The following is a 17082-nucleotide window of genomic DNA, read 5'->3' as shown; positions in this document are numbered from 1 at the left end:
CTCAGGCGCTAACGCACGGCAGTTCCAGCCGAATCATCCGAAGAATTACGTGAGGTGGAACATTGAGCCCGGCATTTTTTTGGGGCCGCCTTTGCGTTCACGATCTGGACTCTTACCGCCGGAGTCGCGGTGAGGGTATTGTCGTTTGATTCGCGCGCGACGGGGGTCGCCGCGCGCAAATCTGTGCGATCTTGGGGCAACTATGTCAGGCGTGATCGTGTCGATGCGTCGGACGCTGCTGTCGTGCACATCGCTCGTGCGCAACGGCTTGTTGGGAGGCGCTCTTGCAGCGCTGCTGCCGGCTGCGCCGGCCGAGGCGGCCGACCTCATCGACACCCTCTCCATCATGCTGGATTTCAACCGGCAGGAACTCGCGGTGCTCGCCACCGCGCTGGCCTTGCTCGGCTTCTCGGTGGTGGCTGCGATTCTCTTGATGCGCACGCGCGTGCGCACGGCGAAGAACGAGGCGCGGCTGCGTGCCCGAATCGGGGAACTCCAGCTCCAGGCCGACCGTTTCGGCGCGCTGCTGTTCGCCGAGCCGCAGATCCTGATCTCCTGGCCGGCCGGCGACAATCGCGCGCAGATCTCGGGCGACATCTCCATGGTGTTGCCGCGCGACTCCTCGCCGCAACGCGTGCTCGCATTCGGAACCTGGCTGCCGCCGGAACCCGCGCTCCAGATGGATCATGCCGTCGATGCGCTGCGTGACCGCGGCGACGGGTTCCAGCTGACATTGACCACCTCGCATGGCCACACGCTCGAGGCCATCGGCCGCGCCATCGGCGGCCAGGCCATTGTCCGGATTCGCGAGCTCTCGGGGCTCCGCCGCGATCTGGCCGAGACCAATCTGCGCTACAACGCGCTCTCCGACGAGACCGAGATGCTGCGCGGCTTCGCCGCCAACGCACCCTGGCCGATCTGGGCCAAGGGCGAGAACGGCGCGCTGACCTACGCCAACCCGGCCTATGTCCGCGCCACCGAGGCGAACAACGTCACCGACGCGCAGGAGCGCAAGCTCGAGCTGCTCGACAGCGCCGATCGCACCGCGATGGAACGGGGACTGAAAGACACCGCCAATTTCAACGCGCGGCTGCCGATCGTGATCAGCGGCGAGCGCCGCATCTACGACGTGCGCGCGGTCAATGTCGGCAGCGGCAGCGTCGGCGTCGCCATCGATGCCAGCGAGGCGGATGCGCTCAGCTCGGCGCTGGTGCGGATGGCGGAGGCGCATCGCCGCACGCTCGACCAGCTCTCCTCCGGCGTTGCCGTGTTCGACGGTCAGCGTCGGCTCGCCTTCTACAACGATTCCTACCGCCGGCTGTGGGACCTCGACCGCACCTTCCTCGACGCCAATCCCGATGATTCCAGCGTGCTCGACCAGCTCCGCGCCGCGCGCAAGCTGCCGGAGCAGCCGGACTTCCGTGCCTGGAAATCCAAGCTGCACGAGGCCTATCGCGCGGTCGAGACCACCAAGGACACCTGGTACCTGCCCGACGGCCGCGCGCTCTCGGTCGTGACCACGCCGAACCCGGAAGGCGGCGTCACCTATCTGTTCGACGATGTCACCGAGAGCCTCGAGCTCGCCCGCCGCTTCGACGGCATGATCCGGGTCCAGCGCGAGACGCTGGACAGCCTCGCCGAGGGCGTCGCGGTGTTCGGCAGCAACGGCAAGGCGCAACTGTTCAACCCGGCCTTCGTCCGGATGTGGAAGCTGTCGAGCGATGCCATGCGCGACGAGCCGCACATCCAGACGGTGGAAGGCTGGTGCCATCAGCTGTTCGACGACCCCACGGTCTGGCGTCAGATCCGCGAGGCCGTAACCTCGATCGAGAGCCGCGCCGACGTGCCGCTGAAGCTGGAGCGCAAGGACGGTAGCGTGCTCGACGGCATGATCCGCCCGCTGCATGACGGCGCGACCATGCTGACGTTCCAGGACATCACCGACACCGAGAACGTCGAGCGCGCACTGCGCGAGCGCAACGAGGCGCTGGAGGCTGCCGACCAGATGAAGGTGGATTTCGTCCACCACGTTTCCTACGAGCTGCGCTCGCCGCTCACCACCATCATCGGCTTCGCGCATTTCCTCAGCGATCCCTCGACCGGGCCGCTGACGCCGAAGCAGGCCGAATATCTCGACTACGTCACCAAATCGACCAACGCGCTGCTGGCGCTGACCAACAACATCCTCGATCTCGCCACCATCGACGCCGGCGCCATGAAGCTGGAACTCGGCCCGGTCGACGTCAGCAAGACCATCGAGCTCGCGGCCGAAGGCATCCAGGACCGACTCGCCACCGACCGCATCCGCCTCAAGGTCGAGATCGCGCCCGATGTCGGAAGCTTCGTCGGCGACGAGAAACGCGTGGTGCAGGTGCTCTATAACCTCCTCGCCAACGCCGTCGGGTTTTCTCCACAGGATTCCACGGTCGGCATCAGCGCGCGCCGCACCGAACGCAGCGTGGTCTTCACTGTGACAGATTCCGGGCCTGGAATACCTGCCGACATGAAGGACAAGGTGTTCAACTGGTTCGAAAGCCGCTCGCAGGGCTCGCGTCACCGCGGCGCCGGGCTCGGCCTGTCGCTGGTGCGCTCCTTCGTCGAGCTGCATGGCGGCAAGGTGCGGGTGGATTCGATCGTCGGCCGGGGCACGGTCGTGATCTGCGACTTCCCGACCGACCAGGCGGCGCATCGCGACGCCGCCGAATGAGCGCGCCCACCACATTCTCCGTCGCGCTTCACAACGAGACGGCCACCGCACAATTGATGGCCGACCTCGCGCTGCTGGTCGGCCCTGGCGATGTCATTACGCTGACTGGCGATCTCGGCGCCGGCAAGACAGCTGCCGCCCGCGCGCTGATCCGCTACCTCGCCGGCGACGAGGAGCTGGAGGTGCCGAGCCCGACCTTCACCCTGGTGCAGGGCTATGAGCTGCCGCCGCTCCCGGTGATGCACGCCGATCTCTACCGCGTCGAGGACGAGAGCGAGCTCGAGGAGATCGGGCTGTCGCCCCTGCCCGATGCCACACTCGTCCTGATCGAATGGCCGGAGCGCGCGCCGTCGGCGATGCCACAGGATCGCATCGACATCGCGCTGACGCATCGTCCCGCATTGGGCTCGAACGCGCGCGCCGCCGACATCACCGGTCACGGCAAGAGCGCGGCCACGGTCGCGCGGCTGCAGGCATTGCGTGAATTCCTGGACGCAGCGGGCTACTTGGATGCGACGCGCAAGCGCATGGCGGGCGATGCCTCGACGCGCTCCTATGCGCGGCTGCTGCGCGAGGGCGAGAGCGTCATCCTCATGAACTCTCCGCAGCGGCCAGATGGCGCGGCGATGTACAACGGGAAGTCCTACAGCGCCGCGGTGCATCTTGCGGAGAACATCAGGCCTTTCGTTGCCATGGACGAAGGCTTGCGCGTAGTCGGCGTCTCGGCACCCGCGATCCACCATTACGATCTCGACCACGGCTTCCTGATCTCCGAGGATTTTGGCAGCGAAGGCGTAATCGAAGGCGATCCGCCGCGCCCGATCGCCGAACGTTACGAAGCTGCGACCGACGTGCTGGCCGTGCTGCACGGCAAGACGCTGCCGGAAACATTGCCGCTGGCGGATCAGAGCTACGCCATTCCCCTCTTCGATACCGAGGCGCTGCTGATCGAGATCGGCTTGATGCCGGAATGGTACCTGCCCGATCGCAACGCGCCGCTGAGCGAAGAGAAGCGCGCCGAATTTTTCGCGATGTGGCGAGAGCTGCTGAAGAAGCCGCTGGCCGCGCCGAAGACGTGGATCATCCGCGACTATCACTCGCCCAATCTGATCTGGCTTGGCGATCGCACCGGCATCGCGCGCGTCGGCGTGATCGATTTCCAGGACACCGTACTCGGTCCGCAATCCTACGACGTGGTGTCGCTGCTCCAGGACGCCCGCATCGACGTGCCCGAAAGCCTCGAGCTGACGCTGCTGTCGCGCTACATCAAGGCGCGGCGCGCTGGCGATGCCGGCTTCGATCCGGCCGGTTTCGCCGAGCTCTACGCGATCATGTCGGCACAGCGGAACACGCGGCTGCTCGGCACCTTCGCCCGCCTCAACCGCCGCGATGGCAAGCCGCATTATTTGCGTCACCAGCCGCGGATCTGGACCTATCTCGAGCGCTCGCTGGCGCATCCCGCGCTGAGCTCTTTGCGCGACTGGTATCTCGCCAACGTCCCGCCGCCCCAAAGGCCGCCAAAGGCTTGATTCGGGGCCCGATTTACCAGCTGTTAGCCAAGACGCCGGTATTCTGGCGGCCAGGCAGCCGGATCATTACGGGCTGGAGCGGGCAGATGGCGGTAAAGACGGACCAGCGCGGCAACAGCCGGGTCGTTTTCGAGCGCGGGATCTCGGCCCAGATGATGGGGATCGACGGCACCTGGCGGCGCGACTGCACCATGGAGGACGTCTCCGAGACCGGCGCCAAGCTGACCATCGACGGCTCGGTCGAGGGCCTCCATCTGAAGGAGTTCTTTCTGCTGCTGTCGTCCACCGGACTTGCGTACCGGCGTTGCGAGCTGGCCTGGGTCAATGGCGACCAGATCGGGGTCAATTTCCTCAAGCTCGGCGACAAGAAGAAAAAGGCGCGTTCCACAGCCGTCGGGGCATGATGGCAACACCCGTCGTACAACCGTCACGGCGGGTGGCTAAGGCGGTTGAGATGCGGTGCGGCTGATCGAACCTCGTGTTAGGATTGCTGCGAACGCGAAAGGTCTGAGAAAGCGAAGGATGTCCGTCAAACCGACCAAAGCCATGGTGCTCGCTGCAGGGTTTGGCCTGCGCATGCGTCCCCTGACGGACAGGATGCCGAAGCCGATGGTGCCGGTGGCCGGCCAGCCGCTGCTCGACCACGTGCTCGACAAGCTCGGCCAGGCGGGCGTGACCGAGGCCGTGGTCAACGTGCATTACCTGCCGGACCAGATCATCGATCACGTCGCATCGCGCCAGCTTCCGCGCGTGACCATCTCGGACGAGCGCGACCAGGTGCTCGGCACCGGCGGCGGCGTGGTCAAGGCGCTGCCGCTGCTCGGCGACGCGCCGTTCTTCCACGTCAATTCCGACACGCTCTGGATCGACGGCGTGCGCTCCAATTTGACGCGGCTTGCCGAAAATTTCGACCCCGCGCGCATGGACATCCTGCTGCTGATGGCGCCGACCGCAACCAGCATCGGCTACGGCGGTCGCGGCGACTACGGCATGCTGCCCGACGGCGCCCTGCGCAAGCGCAAGGAAAAGGAAGTCGTTCCGTTCGTCTATGCTGGCGCTGCGATCCTGTCACCGTCGATCTTCGAAGGCGCGCCGCAGGGCGAGTTCTCGCTGACAAAAATGTTCGACCGCGCCAACGAGCAGGAGCGGCTGTTCGGCCTCCGCCTCGACGGCGTCTGGATGCATGTCGGCACGCCCGACGCCGTGCACGCCGCGGAAGAGGCGTTTCTGGAGAGCGTGGCGTAAGGCCGGTCTTTTGTCTCGGACGCGGTGCGGCACGAAGTGCCGCTCCGCAGAGCCGGGACCCACTCCATCCTCACTTTCGGAAAGCAGATTGGGCCCCGGCTCAGCAGCGCACCACTGCGTGCTGCGCTGCGTCCGGGGCACGAGAGCGGTGGCGCCGCGAACAGTGCCGTAGCCCGGATGGAGCGCAGCGTAATCCGGGGCCACCATCACTTGTGGCACGAATCCCGGATTGCGCTACGCTCCATCCGGGCTACGAAGCGCGCGAACAGCGGGGACGATTTCGCCCCGCCCCATGACCATTTGACCCCGCCTCCCTATATTGCCTGATCCTTCGAATCAGGCAGCTCATGCGCGTCTTCAGCGTCCCCCTCTCAGTTCCGTTCCTGCGCACGGTCGTCGCGAGCCTGCTCGAGGGACGACTGGTCGAGGGATTCGAGGCGCGCAAGGAACCAGCGCGTCTGGCGGATGCGACGCTATACCTCCCGACACGGCGCGCGATGCGCGTGGTGCGCGAGATCTTCCTCGACGAGATGAAGGCCGATGCCGTCGTGCTGCCGCGCATCGTCGCGCTCGGCGACATCGACGAGGATGAGCTCGCCTTCGCCGACGAGGGCGAGCAGTTCTCCGGCGCAACGCCGCTCGACATACCGCCGCGGCTCGGCGAGCTCGAACGACGGCTGACGCTGGCGCAACTGGTCGCAGCCTGGGCCAAGGGCCCGGTGCTGTCGCCACTGGTGGTCGGCGGGCCCGCTTCGACGCTGGCGCTCGCCGGCGACCTCGCGCGCCTGATCGACGACATGGTGACGCGCGGCGTCGACTGGAGCGCGCTCGACGGTCTCGTACCTGACAACCTCGACCGCTATTGGCAGCACTCGCTCGAATTTTTGCGGATCGCACGCATCGCCTGGCCCGGTCATCTCACCGAGATCAACCGGATTGAACCCGCAGCCCGGCGCGATCTCCTGATCGCGGCGGAAGCCAAGCGCCTGACCGCACATCCCCATGGGCCCGTGATCGCAGCGGGCTCGACCGGCTCGATGCCGGCCACCGCGAAATTCCTGCATGCGGTCGCCTCGTTGCCACATGGCGCAGTGGTGCTGCCGGGCCTCGACACCGATCTCGACGACGACGCCTGGCGCAGCATCGGCGGCGTGCGCGACTCGCTCGGCAAGTTCGCGGAGCATCCGGCGTCAAACCATCCGCAATACGCGATGAACGCACTGCTGGATCGTTTTGGCATCAAGCGCAGTGACGTCGAGATTCTCCAGCCGCCAACGGACGGCGGCCGCGATCTGCTCGCATCGGAATCGATGCGGCCGTCGGCCAAGACGGAAGTCTGGCACGATCGGCTGAAGCAGCCGGACGTCGCGGCGAAGATCGCCGGTGGCATGAAGAATCTCGCTGTCGTCGAAGCACCCAATCCTGAAATGGAAGCGCTCGCCATTGCCATCGCCATGCGCGAAGCACGGCATCTCGACAAATCGGCAGCGCTGGTGACGCCGGACCGCGCGCTGGCGCGGCGGGTGATGGCCGCGCTGACCCGATGGGATCTCGCCTTCGATGATTCCGGCGGCGACGTGCTGATGGAAACATCCGCCGGCGTCTTTGCGCGTTTCACGGCGGAAGCCGCGACCAAGGGACTGGAGCCACCGACGCTGCTGGCGATGCTGAAGCATCCGCTGTGCCGGCTCGGCCGGCTGCCTGGCGCATGGAAGGCGGCGATCGAAGATCTCGAGCTTGCAGTCCTGCGCGGCACGCGCCCGCCCGCGGGCACCGGCGGCCTGCTGCGCGAATTCAACCGCTTTCGCGACGAGCTGACAAAGCTGTGGCGCAGCGAGGTCTCCGCGCTTCACAAGGCCGAGCCCCGTGCGCGTCTCAAGGTCGAAAATATCGACCGCATCCAGACGCTGATCGACACCTTGCAGAAGGCGCTGGCGCCGATCGAGAATCTGGTGTCGGCCAAGCCATATGACTTTGCCGAACTCGCGCACCGGCATCGCGAGATCATGATCGAGCTGTCGCGCGACGAGCAGGGCACCCCGCTCGCCTTCGAGGAGCGCGAAGGCCTCGCGCTCGCCGGCGCCTTCGACGATCTCCTGCGCGGCGGCACGATCAGCGGATTGATGGTGACGCTGCCTGATTATGCCGACGTCTTCCAGACCGCTTTCAGCGATCGCGCCGTGAGGCGGCGAGACAAGCCGGGCGCGCGGCTGCAGATCTACGGCCCGCTGGAATCGCGCCTGATGCAGGCCGACCGCATCATCGTCGGCGGCCTGATCGAAGGCGTCTGGCCACCGGCTCCGCGCATCGACCCCTGGCTCAGCCGGCCGATGCGGCACGAGCTCGGTCTCGATCTGCCGGAGCGCCGCATCGGCCTCTCCGCCCACGACTTTGCTCAGCTGCTCGGCGGCGACGAGGTGATCCTCACCCATTCCGCCAAGGCCGGCGGCGCACCTGCGGTGGCTTCGCGCTTCCTTCATCGGCTGGAGGCGGTTGCGGGCGACGATCATTGGAAGGCGGCCGTTCGCGCCGGCGAGAAATATGTGCAGTTCGCGGGCGCGCTCGACCAACCGGACGAGGTCCGGCCGATCAAGCAACCGGAGCCGCGGCCGCCGCGGGCGACGCGGCCGCTCAGGATGTCGGTGACCGCGATCGAAGACTGGCTGCGCGATCCCTACACGATCTACGCAAAACACATTTTGCGGCTCGATGCGCTCGATCCCGTCGACATGCCGCTGTCGGCCGCCGACCGCGGCTCGGCGATTCATGATGCGATCGGCGAGTTCACCGAGAGCTATGCCGCGCGTCTGCCCGACGATCCCGCGCGCGTGCTGCGCACGATCGGCGAGAAACATTTCGCGCCGCTGATGGAGCGACCCGAGGCGCGGGCGCTGTGGTGGCCGCGTTTCCAGCGCATCGCGCGCTGGTTCGGCGAATGGGAGACCGCGCGCCGCGACGCGATCGAGGCCATCGTCGCGGAGACGCGCGGCGAGATTTCAATCGTGCTCGACAGCGCGCGCAGCTTCCGTCTTTCGGCACGCGCCGACCGCATCGAGCGGCGCCAGGGCGGCGGCTATGCCATCCTCGACTACAAGACCGGACAGCCGCCGACCGGCAAGCAGGTTCGCATGGGCCTGTCGCCGCAGCTCACCCTGGAGGCCGCGATCCTGCGCGAGGGTGGCTTTCCCGATATCGACGCCGGCGCGTCGGTGAGCCAGCTCGTCTATGTGCGCCTGAGCGGCAACAATCCGCCGGGCGAGGAGCGCATCCTCGAGCTCAAGTACAAACCCGGCGACGAGCCGCAGCCGCCGGACACAGCAGCAGCCGAAGCGCGCGCCAAGCTTGAGGCCCTGATCCGTGCCTTCGATGACGAGAACCAGCCCTACACCTCGCTGAACCTGCCGATGTGGTCCAACCGCTACGGCACCTATGACGATCTCGCCCGGATCAAGGAATGGTCTGCGGCCGGCGGTTTGGGGATCGAGGAATGGTGAAGCTGCCACGTCCCATTCCCGACGAGGTGCGCGCGCGGCAAGCGCGTGCGTCCGATCCGACCGCGTCGGCGTTCGTGTCGGCCAATGCCGGCTCGGGCAAGACCCATGTGCTGGTGCAGCGGGTGATCCGCCTGCTGCTGTCGGGCGTGCCGCCGGAGAAGATCCTCTGCATCACTTTTACCAAAGCCGCCGCCGCCAACATGGCCGAGCGCGTGTTCACCACGCTCGGTCATTGGGTGACGCTGGATGATACCGGGCTCGACGCAGCGATCCGCGCTGTCGGCATTCCGCATCCCAGCGCGAAAATTCGGCGCGACGCGCGAAAACTGTTCGCCTGCGCGCTGGAAACGCCGGGCGGGCTGAAGGTGCAGACCATCCACGCGCTGTGCACGCGCCTGCTCCAGCAATTCCCGTTCGAGGCCAACGTTCCCGCGCGCTTTGCCGTGATCGACGAGCGCGACCAGACCGACATGATGGAGCGCGCCAATCTCAAGGTGCTGCTGGAGGCCGCGCGCGATCCCGAGAGCGTCACCGGCCGCGCATTGCTGACCGCAATGGCCAGCGCCGCCGACGTCACCTTCAAGGAGGTCGTGCGCGAGGCGTGCCTGAGCCGCGATCACTTCATGGCCTGGACGGATGAGGCCGGCAACGCCGAAGCCGCGGCGACGCAGATGGCGTCGGCGCTGGGCGTTGATGCGAGCGACCGCATCGAGGACGTCGAGACGGAGATTCTCGATGGACCCTATCTGCCGCGATCGCGCTGGGACGACATCGCCTTTGCGCTGGAGGACGGCAGCAAGTCCGACAACGACCAGGCCAGCCGGCTCCGCGAGGCCAAGGCGTTCTCCGGCAGCGCGCAGGTCGATGCCTATCTCTGCGTCTTCCTCACCGACGAAAAGCTGCCGCGCAAGGCCGTGCTGACGAAAAAATTTGGCGACCACAATCCGTCCGTCGCCCGCCTGTTCGAGAACGAGGCGCAGCGCATCAGCGGCTTGATCGAGAAGCGCCGCGCCGTGACCATGCGCGACCGCACCGCGGCCCTGCTGCATATCGCGACCGCGGCCGCCGCCAACTACCGCCGCGAGAAGCAGGAGCGCGGTCTGCTCGACTACGACGACCTCATCGACAAGACGCTGGCGATGCTGAATCGCGTCTCGTCGGGCTGGGTGCATTACAAGCTCGACCGCGGCGTCGATCACGTCCTGATCGACGAAGCCCAGGACACCAGCCCGCGGCAATGGGACATCGTCGCGCACATCATCTCCGAATTCACCGCCGGGGAAGGCGCGCGCGAGGGGCTGAACCGCACGGTGTTCGCGGTCGGCGACGAGAAGCAGTCGATCTTCTCGTTCCAGGGCGCAGCCCCCCACGAATTCGATGCGCGCCGGCGAGAGCTGCACCGCAAGTTCACCGCCGCCGGGCTGAAGTTCGACCCCGTGGCCTTCACCTATTCGTTCCGCTCGGGCGCCGCGATCCTGCACTCGGTCGACCACGTCTTCCGCGAGCAGGAGATCTACAAGAGCATCCATTCGGTCGAGATCGGCCATCCCCTGCACAACGCGCTCGCCGATGCCGGTCCGAGCGTGATCGAGCTGTGGGATCTGGCTGTCGCCGACGACCGCCAGGAGATCGAAGGCTGGCGCGCGCCGTTTGACGGCGTCGCTGTCACCAGCCCAGAAGTCAAGCTGGCGCGCCGCATCCAGGCCGAGATCAAGCGGCTGGTCGAGAGTGGCACGCTGACCGGGCACGAAGGCGAGCGCCGACCGCTGCGCTATGGCGACATGCTGATCCTGGTGCGCCGCCGCGGCAATGCCTTCGATGCCGTGATCCAGGCGCTGAAGCACACTGGCGTTCCGGTGGCCGGCGCCGACAGGCTCAAGCTGACCGAGCACATCGCGATCATCGACCTGATGAACCTCGCTGATGCCCTGCTGCTGCCGCAGGACGATCTCGCGCTGGCGGTGGCGCTGAAGAGTCCGCTGTTCGGCCTCGATGACGACGATCTGTTCCAGCTTGCCCACGACCGCAAGGGATCGCTGCGCCGCGCGCTCGGCGAGCATGCGAAGGGAAGCGAGAAGTTTGCGGCCGTGCTGCGGCGGCTGGAAGCCTGCGAGATTCGCGCGCGCGAGGAGACGCCGTTCGCCTTCTACGCCTGGCTGTTAGGGGGCGACGGCGGACGTGCGCGCATCCTGCGCCGGCTCGGCTTTGAAGCCAACGACGCGCTCGACGAATTCCTGGAACTGGCGCTGAGCTGTGAGCGCAAGGCGCCGGCATCGTTGCAAGGCTTCATGGCCTGGCTGCGCTCGGCCGACACCGAGGTGAAGCGCGACATGGAGATCTCGCGCGACGAGGTACGGGTGATGACCGTGCACGGCGCCAAGGGCCTGGAGGCTTCGGTCGTGTTCATGGTCGACACCACATCGTCGCCCGCGGATTCGCAGCGGGTCCGGCTGATCCACGTGCCGCGCGGCAATGGCGGCGAGGTCGTGGTCTGGGCCGGTCGCAAGGCCGACGACCCCAAGCCTGTCGCCGACGCGCGCAGGGCCATGCTCGAGGAAACCGAGGACGAATATCGCCGCCTGCTTTATGTCGCGATGACACGTGCGGCCGACCGGCTAATCGTCGGCGGCTGCATGCCCGGCAACATGAAGACGGTCCGCAAGCTCAGCTGGTACGACCTGGTCGACACTGGTCTCGCCGGCTCGGGCCTGGACAAGCAGACGATCGAGACGCCGCTCGGCAAGGTGACCCGATTCGCCCGACCGGAGGACGTCGCCGCGCTGGGTATCCCGGCGGCGACCATGGACCAGACGGTCGCGCTGCCCGCCTGGCTGCGAACCCCGGCGCCGCACGAGACCGTTGACGACGATCTGGTGCGTCCGTCCGGCCAGTCAGCTGAAGAAGGCCGCAGCGTGCGGACAGGCGAATCGGTGCAATCGCGCGCGCTGGCACTGCAGCGCGGCACGCTGGTGCACCGGCTGCTGCAATCCCTACCTGATATCGCCGCGGAGCGCCGGCGCGAGGCCGCGCTCGGCTTCATGGCGCGCAATGCCTCCGACTGGACCGAGGCCGACCGCGCCGCGTTGGCCGACAAGGTGCTGGCTTTGATCACTGAACCGCGCTTTGCGCCGGTGTTTGCCGCCGGCAGCCGGGCCGAGGTGGCCATCGCCGGCCGGCTGGAGCGGCCGGGCCGTACTCCAGCATTGGTGTCGGGACAGATCGACCGACTGGTCGTTCGTCCAGAGGAGGTTTTGATCGTCGATTTCAAGACCAACCAGGCGGCGCCCAAGAACGCGGCCGCAGCGCCCGCCGCCTATGTCCGGCAGCTTGCGCTGTACCGGGCGGTGCTGGCACAGCTTTATCCCCAAAAGCCCATCCGCGCCGTCCTGCTCTGGACGGAGGCCCTTGAATATATGGAGATTTCAGCCCCCGCGCTGGACGCGGCGCTGGCATCCCTTCATCTCGGTGTGAGCGTCCTTGACCCGGCAAGGAGCCGTTCATAGGTTGACCCCATGATCCCGGGCGCGATTCCCATGCGCGCCGATTCTTTCAACCGAGTGAGGTACTCCAATGGCCGTTAGCAAGGTTTCCGACGCCGATTTCGAAGCCGAAGTGCTCAAGGCGAACGGCCCCGTGGTCGTCGATTTCTGGGCCGAGTGGTGCGGCCCCTGCCGCATGATCGCGCCCGCCCTCGACGAGATCGCCGGCGCTATGGGCGACAAGGTCAAGATCGTCAAGCTCAACGTCGACGAGAGCCCGAAGACCGCGTCGAAGTACGGCGTGATGTCGATCCCGACCCTGATGATCTTCAAGGGTGGCGAGATGGCCTCCCGCCAGGTCGGCGCAGCGCCGAAGGCGAAGCTGCAGCAGTGGATCACCTCCGCGGTCTGATCCGCCTCGCACAAGTTTATTTTCGACAACGGCCGGCGAAATGCCGGCCGTTTGCGTTGACGGGACGTGTTCAGCGTATGACGAGTCCCGGCCCTTGCCTGCCCCTCCCACAAAGCGCGCGCGAAGATCGACCTCTCTCGTTGCCATGGAGGCGCGGTCGGTCGACGAAATTCCACGCGGCAAGGAATGGCAATACGAGCCGAAATGGGATGGCTTTCGCTGCCTGCTGTCGCGCGACGGCGGCCATGTCGATCTGCGCTCCAAATCCGGCGAGGATCTCTCCCGCTATTTCCCGGAAGTGGTCGCTGCCGCGCTGAAGCTGAAGGCCGACCGCTTCACGCTCGACGGCGAGATCGTCGTACCGCACGGCAAGAGCTTCTCATTCGACGCGCTGCTGCAACGCATTCACCCGGCTGCAAGCCGCGTGACGAAGCTCTCGCAGGAGACACCGGCGCTCTATCTCACCTTCGATCTTCTCGCGACTGCCCGGGAGAAGCAGCTTGCCAGCAAACCGCTCAGCGAACGCCGACCAGTACTGGAGGCTTTTGCGAAGGCCAATCTGAAGGGGAGCCTCTTCCGCCTGTCACCGGCGACGACGAGCTACGCCACCGCGAAAAAATGGCTGGCGCAATCCGGCGGCGGCTCGGACGGCGTCATCGCCAAGCGCGTCGACCTGCCCTATCAGGCCGGCAATCGCGACGGCATGCAGAAGATCAAGAAATTCCGCAGCGCCGATTGCGTGGTCGGCGGCTTCCGCTACGCCACCAACAAGATCGCCGGGCGAAAGATGGTCGGCTCGCTGCTGCTCGGGCTCTACGACGATGGTGGCTTGCTGCACCATGTCGGCTTCACATCCGCGATCAAGGCAGACCAGAAGCCCGCGCTGACCGACCGGGTGGAGGCGCTGATCGCAGAGCCCGGCTTCACCGGCAACGCGCCGGGCGGGCCGAGCCGCTGGTCCACCGAGCGCTCGGCAATATGGTGTCCGCTCAAACCGAAGCTGGTGATCGAGGTCTGTTACGACCATTTCAGCGGCGAACGCTTCCGCCACGGCACCTCGATTCTGCGCTGGCGCCCCGACAAGGCGCCGCGGCAATGCAGCTTCGAGCAGTTGAAGCAGAAGGCCGCAGATCCGATGAAGCTGCTGAAGTGAGCAGCCCGTGCCGTCTTAATTGATCCATCCCGTCGCGAGCGCGTTCGCCAGCTCCGGCTGACCGTTGCGCCGCGCCAGCTCCGCCATCGCCTCGTGATCATAAGCGACATTGCGGAACGTCACCTGCCAGGCGCCATTCGCAAGCTCGAGAATGGCATAACGCGCATGCGGCGTGCCGGCTTCCACCACATGCGGATACGGATGCTTATCGCGATACCCGGGACTGCCGACGCTGCCGGGATTGACGATCAGCCGGCCATCGCGAAGTCGCACCGCGCGGGCGAGATGGGTGTGGGCGCAGAGGATCAGCAACCGCGTGACGCCTTGCGCGAACTGCTCGATCCGGTCGAGCGGCGACAGCGCCACCGTGCCGTCGGGATGCACGGTGTCGAGCCAATAGGCTTCGTCGTTCTCGGGCGTCGCGTGGCAGAGGAACACCTGCTCGCGAAACACCCGCGTCATCGGCTGCGCGCGGAGCCAGTCCAGTTGCGCGGCGTTGAGCGCTGCGTGGGCGGGACGATCCCACGAGCCCATTTTCTCCGGCGGACGATCCAGCAGGTAGCGGTCATGATTGCCGAGCACGTGCACGGCGTCGAGCTGCATCAGGATCTCGATGGTGCGGCGCGCATCGAGCGGCCCGCTCAGCATGTCGCCGAGATTGACGATGTCAGTGATGCCGTGGGCCCGGATGTCGGCGAGCACCGCCTCCAGCGCGAGATAGTTTCCGTGGACGTCGGCGATGGCGGCAAAGCGCATTGAAGCCTCATGCAGGAGGCGTGCCGTTGATCGCCAGCACGTGGCCGGCCAGATACAGCGAGCCTGATATCAGGATGCGCGGCGGCACCTCGTAGGCGAGCTTCGACAGGCCACGCAGTGCGGCTTCGACGCCCGAGACGGTCTCGACGCGCATGCCGAGGCTGCGCGCGGCGTCGGCGAGGCGATCGACCGGCATCGCGTTCTCGGTGTCGGGGATCGGCACCGCAATGATGTGACGGGTGAGGCCGGCGAAATTGGCGAGGAAGCCCTGCGCGTCCTTGTTGGCCATCATGCCCGCGATGACGACCAGCGGTCGCGACACCCGCTCCTCGAGATCGCCGAGCGCGGCGGCCGCGACACGGCCGCCTTCGGCATTGTGCCCGCCATCGAGCCAGATCTCCGAGCCCTGCGGTCCGAGAGCGAGCAGCTCGCCGGAGGTGAGGCGCTGCATCCGCGCCGGCCATTCGGCACCGACGATGCCGGCCTCAAACGCCGCCTGATTGATCCCAAAGTTCGGAATCGCCCGCAGCGTCGCGATCGCGAGGCCGGCATTGTCGAACTGGTGGCGGCCGAACAACCGCGGCGCGGTGAGATCCATCAGGCCGCGATCGTCGGAGTAGACCAGGCGGCCGTGCTCGACATTGACGTGCCAGCTCTCGTTCGCCGCAAACAGCGGCGCGCGCATGCGCCTGGCCTGCGCCTCGATCACCGCCATGGCTTCGCCCGCCTGCTCCGCAGAGATCACGGGCACGCCGCGCTTGATGATCGCTGCCTTCTCGCCGGCGATCGCTGTCAGGGTGTCCCCGAGGAAATCCATGTGGTCCATGCTGACGGGCGTGATCACGCAGGCCGCGGGCGTATCGACCACATTGGTCGAATCGAGCCGGCCGCCGAGGCCGACTTCGAGCAGCACTACGTCGGCCGGGTTCTGTGCGAACAGATGGAAGGCAGCCGCCGTTTTCAGCTCGAACAATGTCGCGGCCTCGCCGGCATTGACGCGCTCGACCTCTTCCAGGGCCGCGCGCAATTCGTCGTCACCGACCAGCATGCCGCCGCCAACGCGGCCGAGCCGGAAGCACTCGTTGATCCTGACGAGATAGGGCGAGGTATAGGCGTGGACGCGTAAGCCCGCGGCCTCCAGCGTCGCGCGCAGGTAGGCGAGTGTCGAGCCCTTGCCGTTGGTACCGGCGATGTGGATCACCGGCGGCAGCTTGCGTTCGGGGTGGCCGAGCCGTTCGAGCAGGCGGTGCATCCGCTCCAGCCCGAGATCGATGCGCTTCTGATGCAGGACCGACAGCCGCCCGATCAATTCACCGAGCGGCGTCTTCGCGCTGTCAGAGGACGCGTTCACGCGTGCGGCGCAGCCGGCGCCGTCTCGGCGGCCGATACGATCTGCGCCGGGCTGAGCACCGGCTGCATCGGCTTCGACGCGGTCTCCAGCGCCGGCGCCTTGGTCAGCAGACGGCAGAGCCGCGCCAGGGTCGGACGCAGCTCGTGGCGATGCACGACCATGTCGACCATGCCGTGCTCTTTCAGATATTCGGCGCGCTGAAACCCTTCAGGCAGCTTCTCGCGGATGGTCTGCTCGATCACGCGGGCGCCGGCAAAGCCGATCAGCGCGCCGGGCTCGGCGATCTGCACGTCGCCGAGCATCGCATAGGACGCGGTGACACCGCCGGTGGTGGGGTTGGTCAGCACGACGATATAGGGTTGCTTGGCCTCGCGCAGCATCTGCACCGCGACCGTCGTGCGCGGCATCTGCATCAGCGACAAGATGCCTTCCTGCATGCGTGCGCCGCCGGATGCGGCGAACACGATGAACGGCGACTTCTTCTCGACTGCGAGCTCGAGCCCGCGGACGATGGCTTCGCCCGCGGCCATGCCGAGCGAGCCGCCCATGAAATCGAAATCCTGCACGGCGACGACCACGGCGGAGCCTTCGAGCTTGCCGTAACCGACCTTGATCGCATCATTCAGATTGGTTCGGGCGCGCGCGTCCTTGATGCGGTCGACGTATTTCTTCTCGTCGCGGAACTTGAGCGGATCGGGCGTGACTTCGGGCAGCGCGACGTCGAACCAGGTCTCGTTGTCGAAGATCGACTTCAAGCGCGCCACCGCGCCCATGCGCATGTGGTAGTTCGAGCCGGGGATGACGAACTGGTTGGCCTCGACGTCCTTGTAGAACACGAGCTGCCCGGAATCCGGGCACTTGATCCACAGATTCTCCGGCGTCTCCCGCCGCAGCATGTTGCGGATCTTCGGCCGGACCACGTTGGTAAGCCAGTTCATGGTTTGCTCCGATGTGCG

General features: G+C 66.5%; 11 protein-coding genes. 8 read left to right on the top strand and 3 right to left on the bottom strand.

Annotation, left to right across the window (positions count from 1 at the left end; all coding sequences use genetic code 11):
• Positions 1-202 precede the first annotated feature (202 nt).
• The 8 genes from BM190_RS00980 to BM190_RS00945 all read left to right on the top strand — a co-directional run bounded on the left by BM190_RS00980 (position 203) and on the right by BM190_RS00945 (position 14019).
• Positions 203-2707, top strand: a complete 2505-nt coding sequence (locus BM190_RS00980; RefSeq protein WP_092251440.1) for a sensor histidine kinase — start codon at positions 203-205, stop codon at positions 2705-2707.
• Positions 2704-4236 carry a tRNA (adenosine(37)-N6)-threonylcarbamoyltransferase complex ATPase subunit type 1 TsaE gene (gene tsaE / locus BM190_RS00975; protein WP_092251438.1) on the top strand — a complete coding sequence of 511 codons (1533 nt, stop codon included), beginning with the start codon at positions 2704-2706 and terminating at the stop codon, positions 4234-4236. The genes BM190_RS00980 and tsaE overlap by 4 nt, the downstream gene beginning before the upstream one ends.
• 86 nt (positions 4237-4322) lie before the next feature.
• Positions 4323-4640, top strand: a complete 318-nt coding sequence (locus BM190_RS00970; RefSeq protein WP_018323417.1) for a PilZ domain-containing protein — start codon at positions 4323-4325, stop codon at positions 4638-4640.
• Between the two features lie 118 nt (positions 4641-4758).
• Positions 4759-5481, top strand: a complete 723-nt coding sequence (locus BM190_RS00965) for a nucleotidyltransferase family protein (protein ID WP_092251437.1) — start codon at positions 4759-4761, stop codon at positions 5479-5481.
• 347 nt (positions 5482-5828) lie between these two features.
• Complete coding sequence (gene addB, locus BM190_RS00960) at positions 5829-8975, top strand: double-strand break repair protein AddB (RefSeq protein WP_092251436.1); 3147 nt, start codon at positions 5829-5831, stop codon at positions 8973-8975.
• Complete coding sequence (gene addA / locus BM190_RS00955) at positions 8969-12478, top strand: double-strand break repair helicase AddA (protein ID WP_177236841.1); 3510 nt, start codon at positions 8969-8971, stop codon at positions 12476-12478. The genes addB and addA overlap by 7 nt, the downstream gene beginning before the upstream one ends.
• 67 nt (positions 12479-12545) lie before the next feature.
• Positions 12546-12866: a thioredoxin gene (trxA, locus tag BM190_RS00950; RefSeq protein WP_008540017.1), complete on the top strand. Its 321-nt coding sequence runs from the start codon at positions 12546-12548 to the stop codon at positions 12864-12866.
• A gap of 145 nt (positions 12867-13011) precedes the next feature.
• Positions 13012-14019, top strand: coding sequence for an ATP-dependent DNA ligase (locus BM190_RS00945; RefSeq protein WP_092251434.1), 1008 nt, complete (start codon positions 13012-13014; stop codon positions 14017-14019).
• A gap of 15 nt (positions 14020-14034) precedes the next feature.
• Here BM190_RS00945 and BM190_RS00940 read toward each other — a convergent pair whose 3' ends face one another.
• From BM190_RS00940 to accD, 3 genes are read right to left on the bottom strand one after another with little or no spacing between them, the layout of a single operon-like run.
• Complete coding sequence (locus tag BM190_RS00940) at positions 14035-14775, bottom strand: metallophosphoesterase family protein (protein WP_092251433.1); 741 nt, start codon at positions 14773-14775, stop codon at positions 14035-14037.
• 7 nt (positions 14776-14782) lie between these two features.
• On the bottom strand, positions 14783-16126 hold the full coding sequence (locus BM190_RS00935) for a bifunctional folylpolyglutamate synthase/dihydrofolate synthase (protein ID WP_092251432.1): 1344 nt from the start codon (positions 16124-16126) through the stop codon (positions 14783-14785).
• Positions 16123-17064 carry an acetyl-CoA carboxylase, carboxyltransferase subunit beta gene (accD, locus tag BM190_RS00930; protein WP_092251431.1) on the bottom strand — a complete coding sequence of 314 codons (942 nt, stop codon included), beginning with the start codon at positions 17062-17064 and terminating at the stop codon, positions 16123-16125. Before accD ends, BM190_RS00935 begins: the two co-directional genes overlap by 4 nt.
• Between the last annotated feature and the right edge of the window lie 18 nt (positions 17065-17082).

It is taken from the genome of Bradyrhizobium sp. Rc3b (assembly GCF_900114915.1).
Lineage (GTDB): Bacteria > Pseudomonadota > Alphaproteobacteria > Rhizobiales > Xanthobacteraceae > Bradyrhizobium.
This window is presented reverse-complemented; position numbering and strand designations above follow the sequence as displayed.

Bases quoted from the DNA above. Each gene is read 5' to 3' on its own strand.
- trxA (WP_008540017.1), top strand. From the start codon at position 12,546: ATGGCCGTTAGCAAGGTTTCCGACGCCGATTTCGAAGCCGAAGTGCTC.
- accD (WP_092251431.1), bottom strand. From the start codon at position 17,064: ATGAACTGGCTTACCAACGTGGTCCGGCCGAAGATCCGCAACATGCTG.
- BM190_RS00970 (WP_018323417.1), top strand. From the start codon at position 4,323: ATGGCGGTAAAGACGGACCAGCGCGGCAACAGCCGGGTCGTTTTCGAG.
- BM190_RS00945 (WP_092251434.1), top strand. From the start codon at position 13,012: ATGGAGGCGCGGTCGGTCGACGAAATTCCACGCGGCAAGGAATGGCAA.
- BM190_RS00980 (WP_092251440.1), top strand. From the start codon at position 203: ATGTCAGGCGTGATCGTGTCGATGCGTCGGACGCTGCTGTCGTGCACA.
- addA (WP_177236841.1), top strand. From the start codon at position 8,969: ATGGTGAAGCTGCCACGTCCCATTCCCGACGAGGTGCGCGCGCGGCAA.
- BM190_RS00965 (WP_092251437.1), top strand. From the start codon at position 4,759: ATGTCCGTCAAACCGACCAAAGCCATGGTGCTCGCTGCAGGGTTTGGC.
- addB (WP_092251436.1), top strand. From the start codon at position 5,829: ATGCGCGTCTTCAGCGTCCCCCTCTCAGTTCCGTTCCTGCGCACGGTC.
- tsaE (WP_092251438.1), top strand. From the start codon at position 2,704: ATGAGCGCGCCCACCACATTCTCCGTCGCGCTTCACAACGAGACGGCC.
- BM190_RS00940 (WP_092251433.1), bottom strand. From the start codon at position 14,775: ATGCGCTTTGCCGCCATCGCCGACGTCCACGGAAACTATCTCGCGCTG.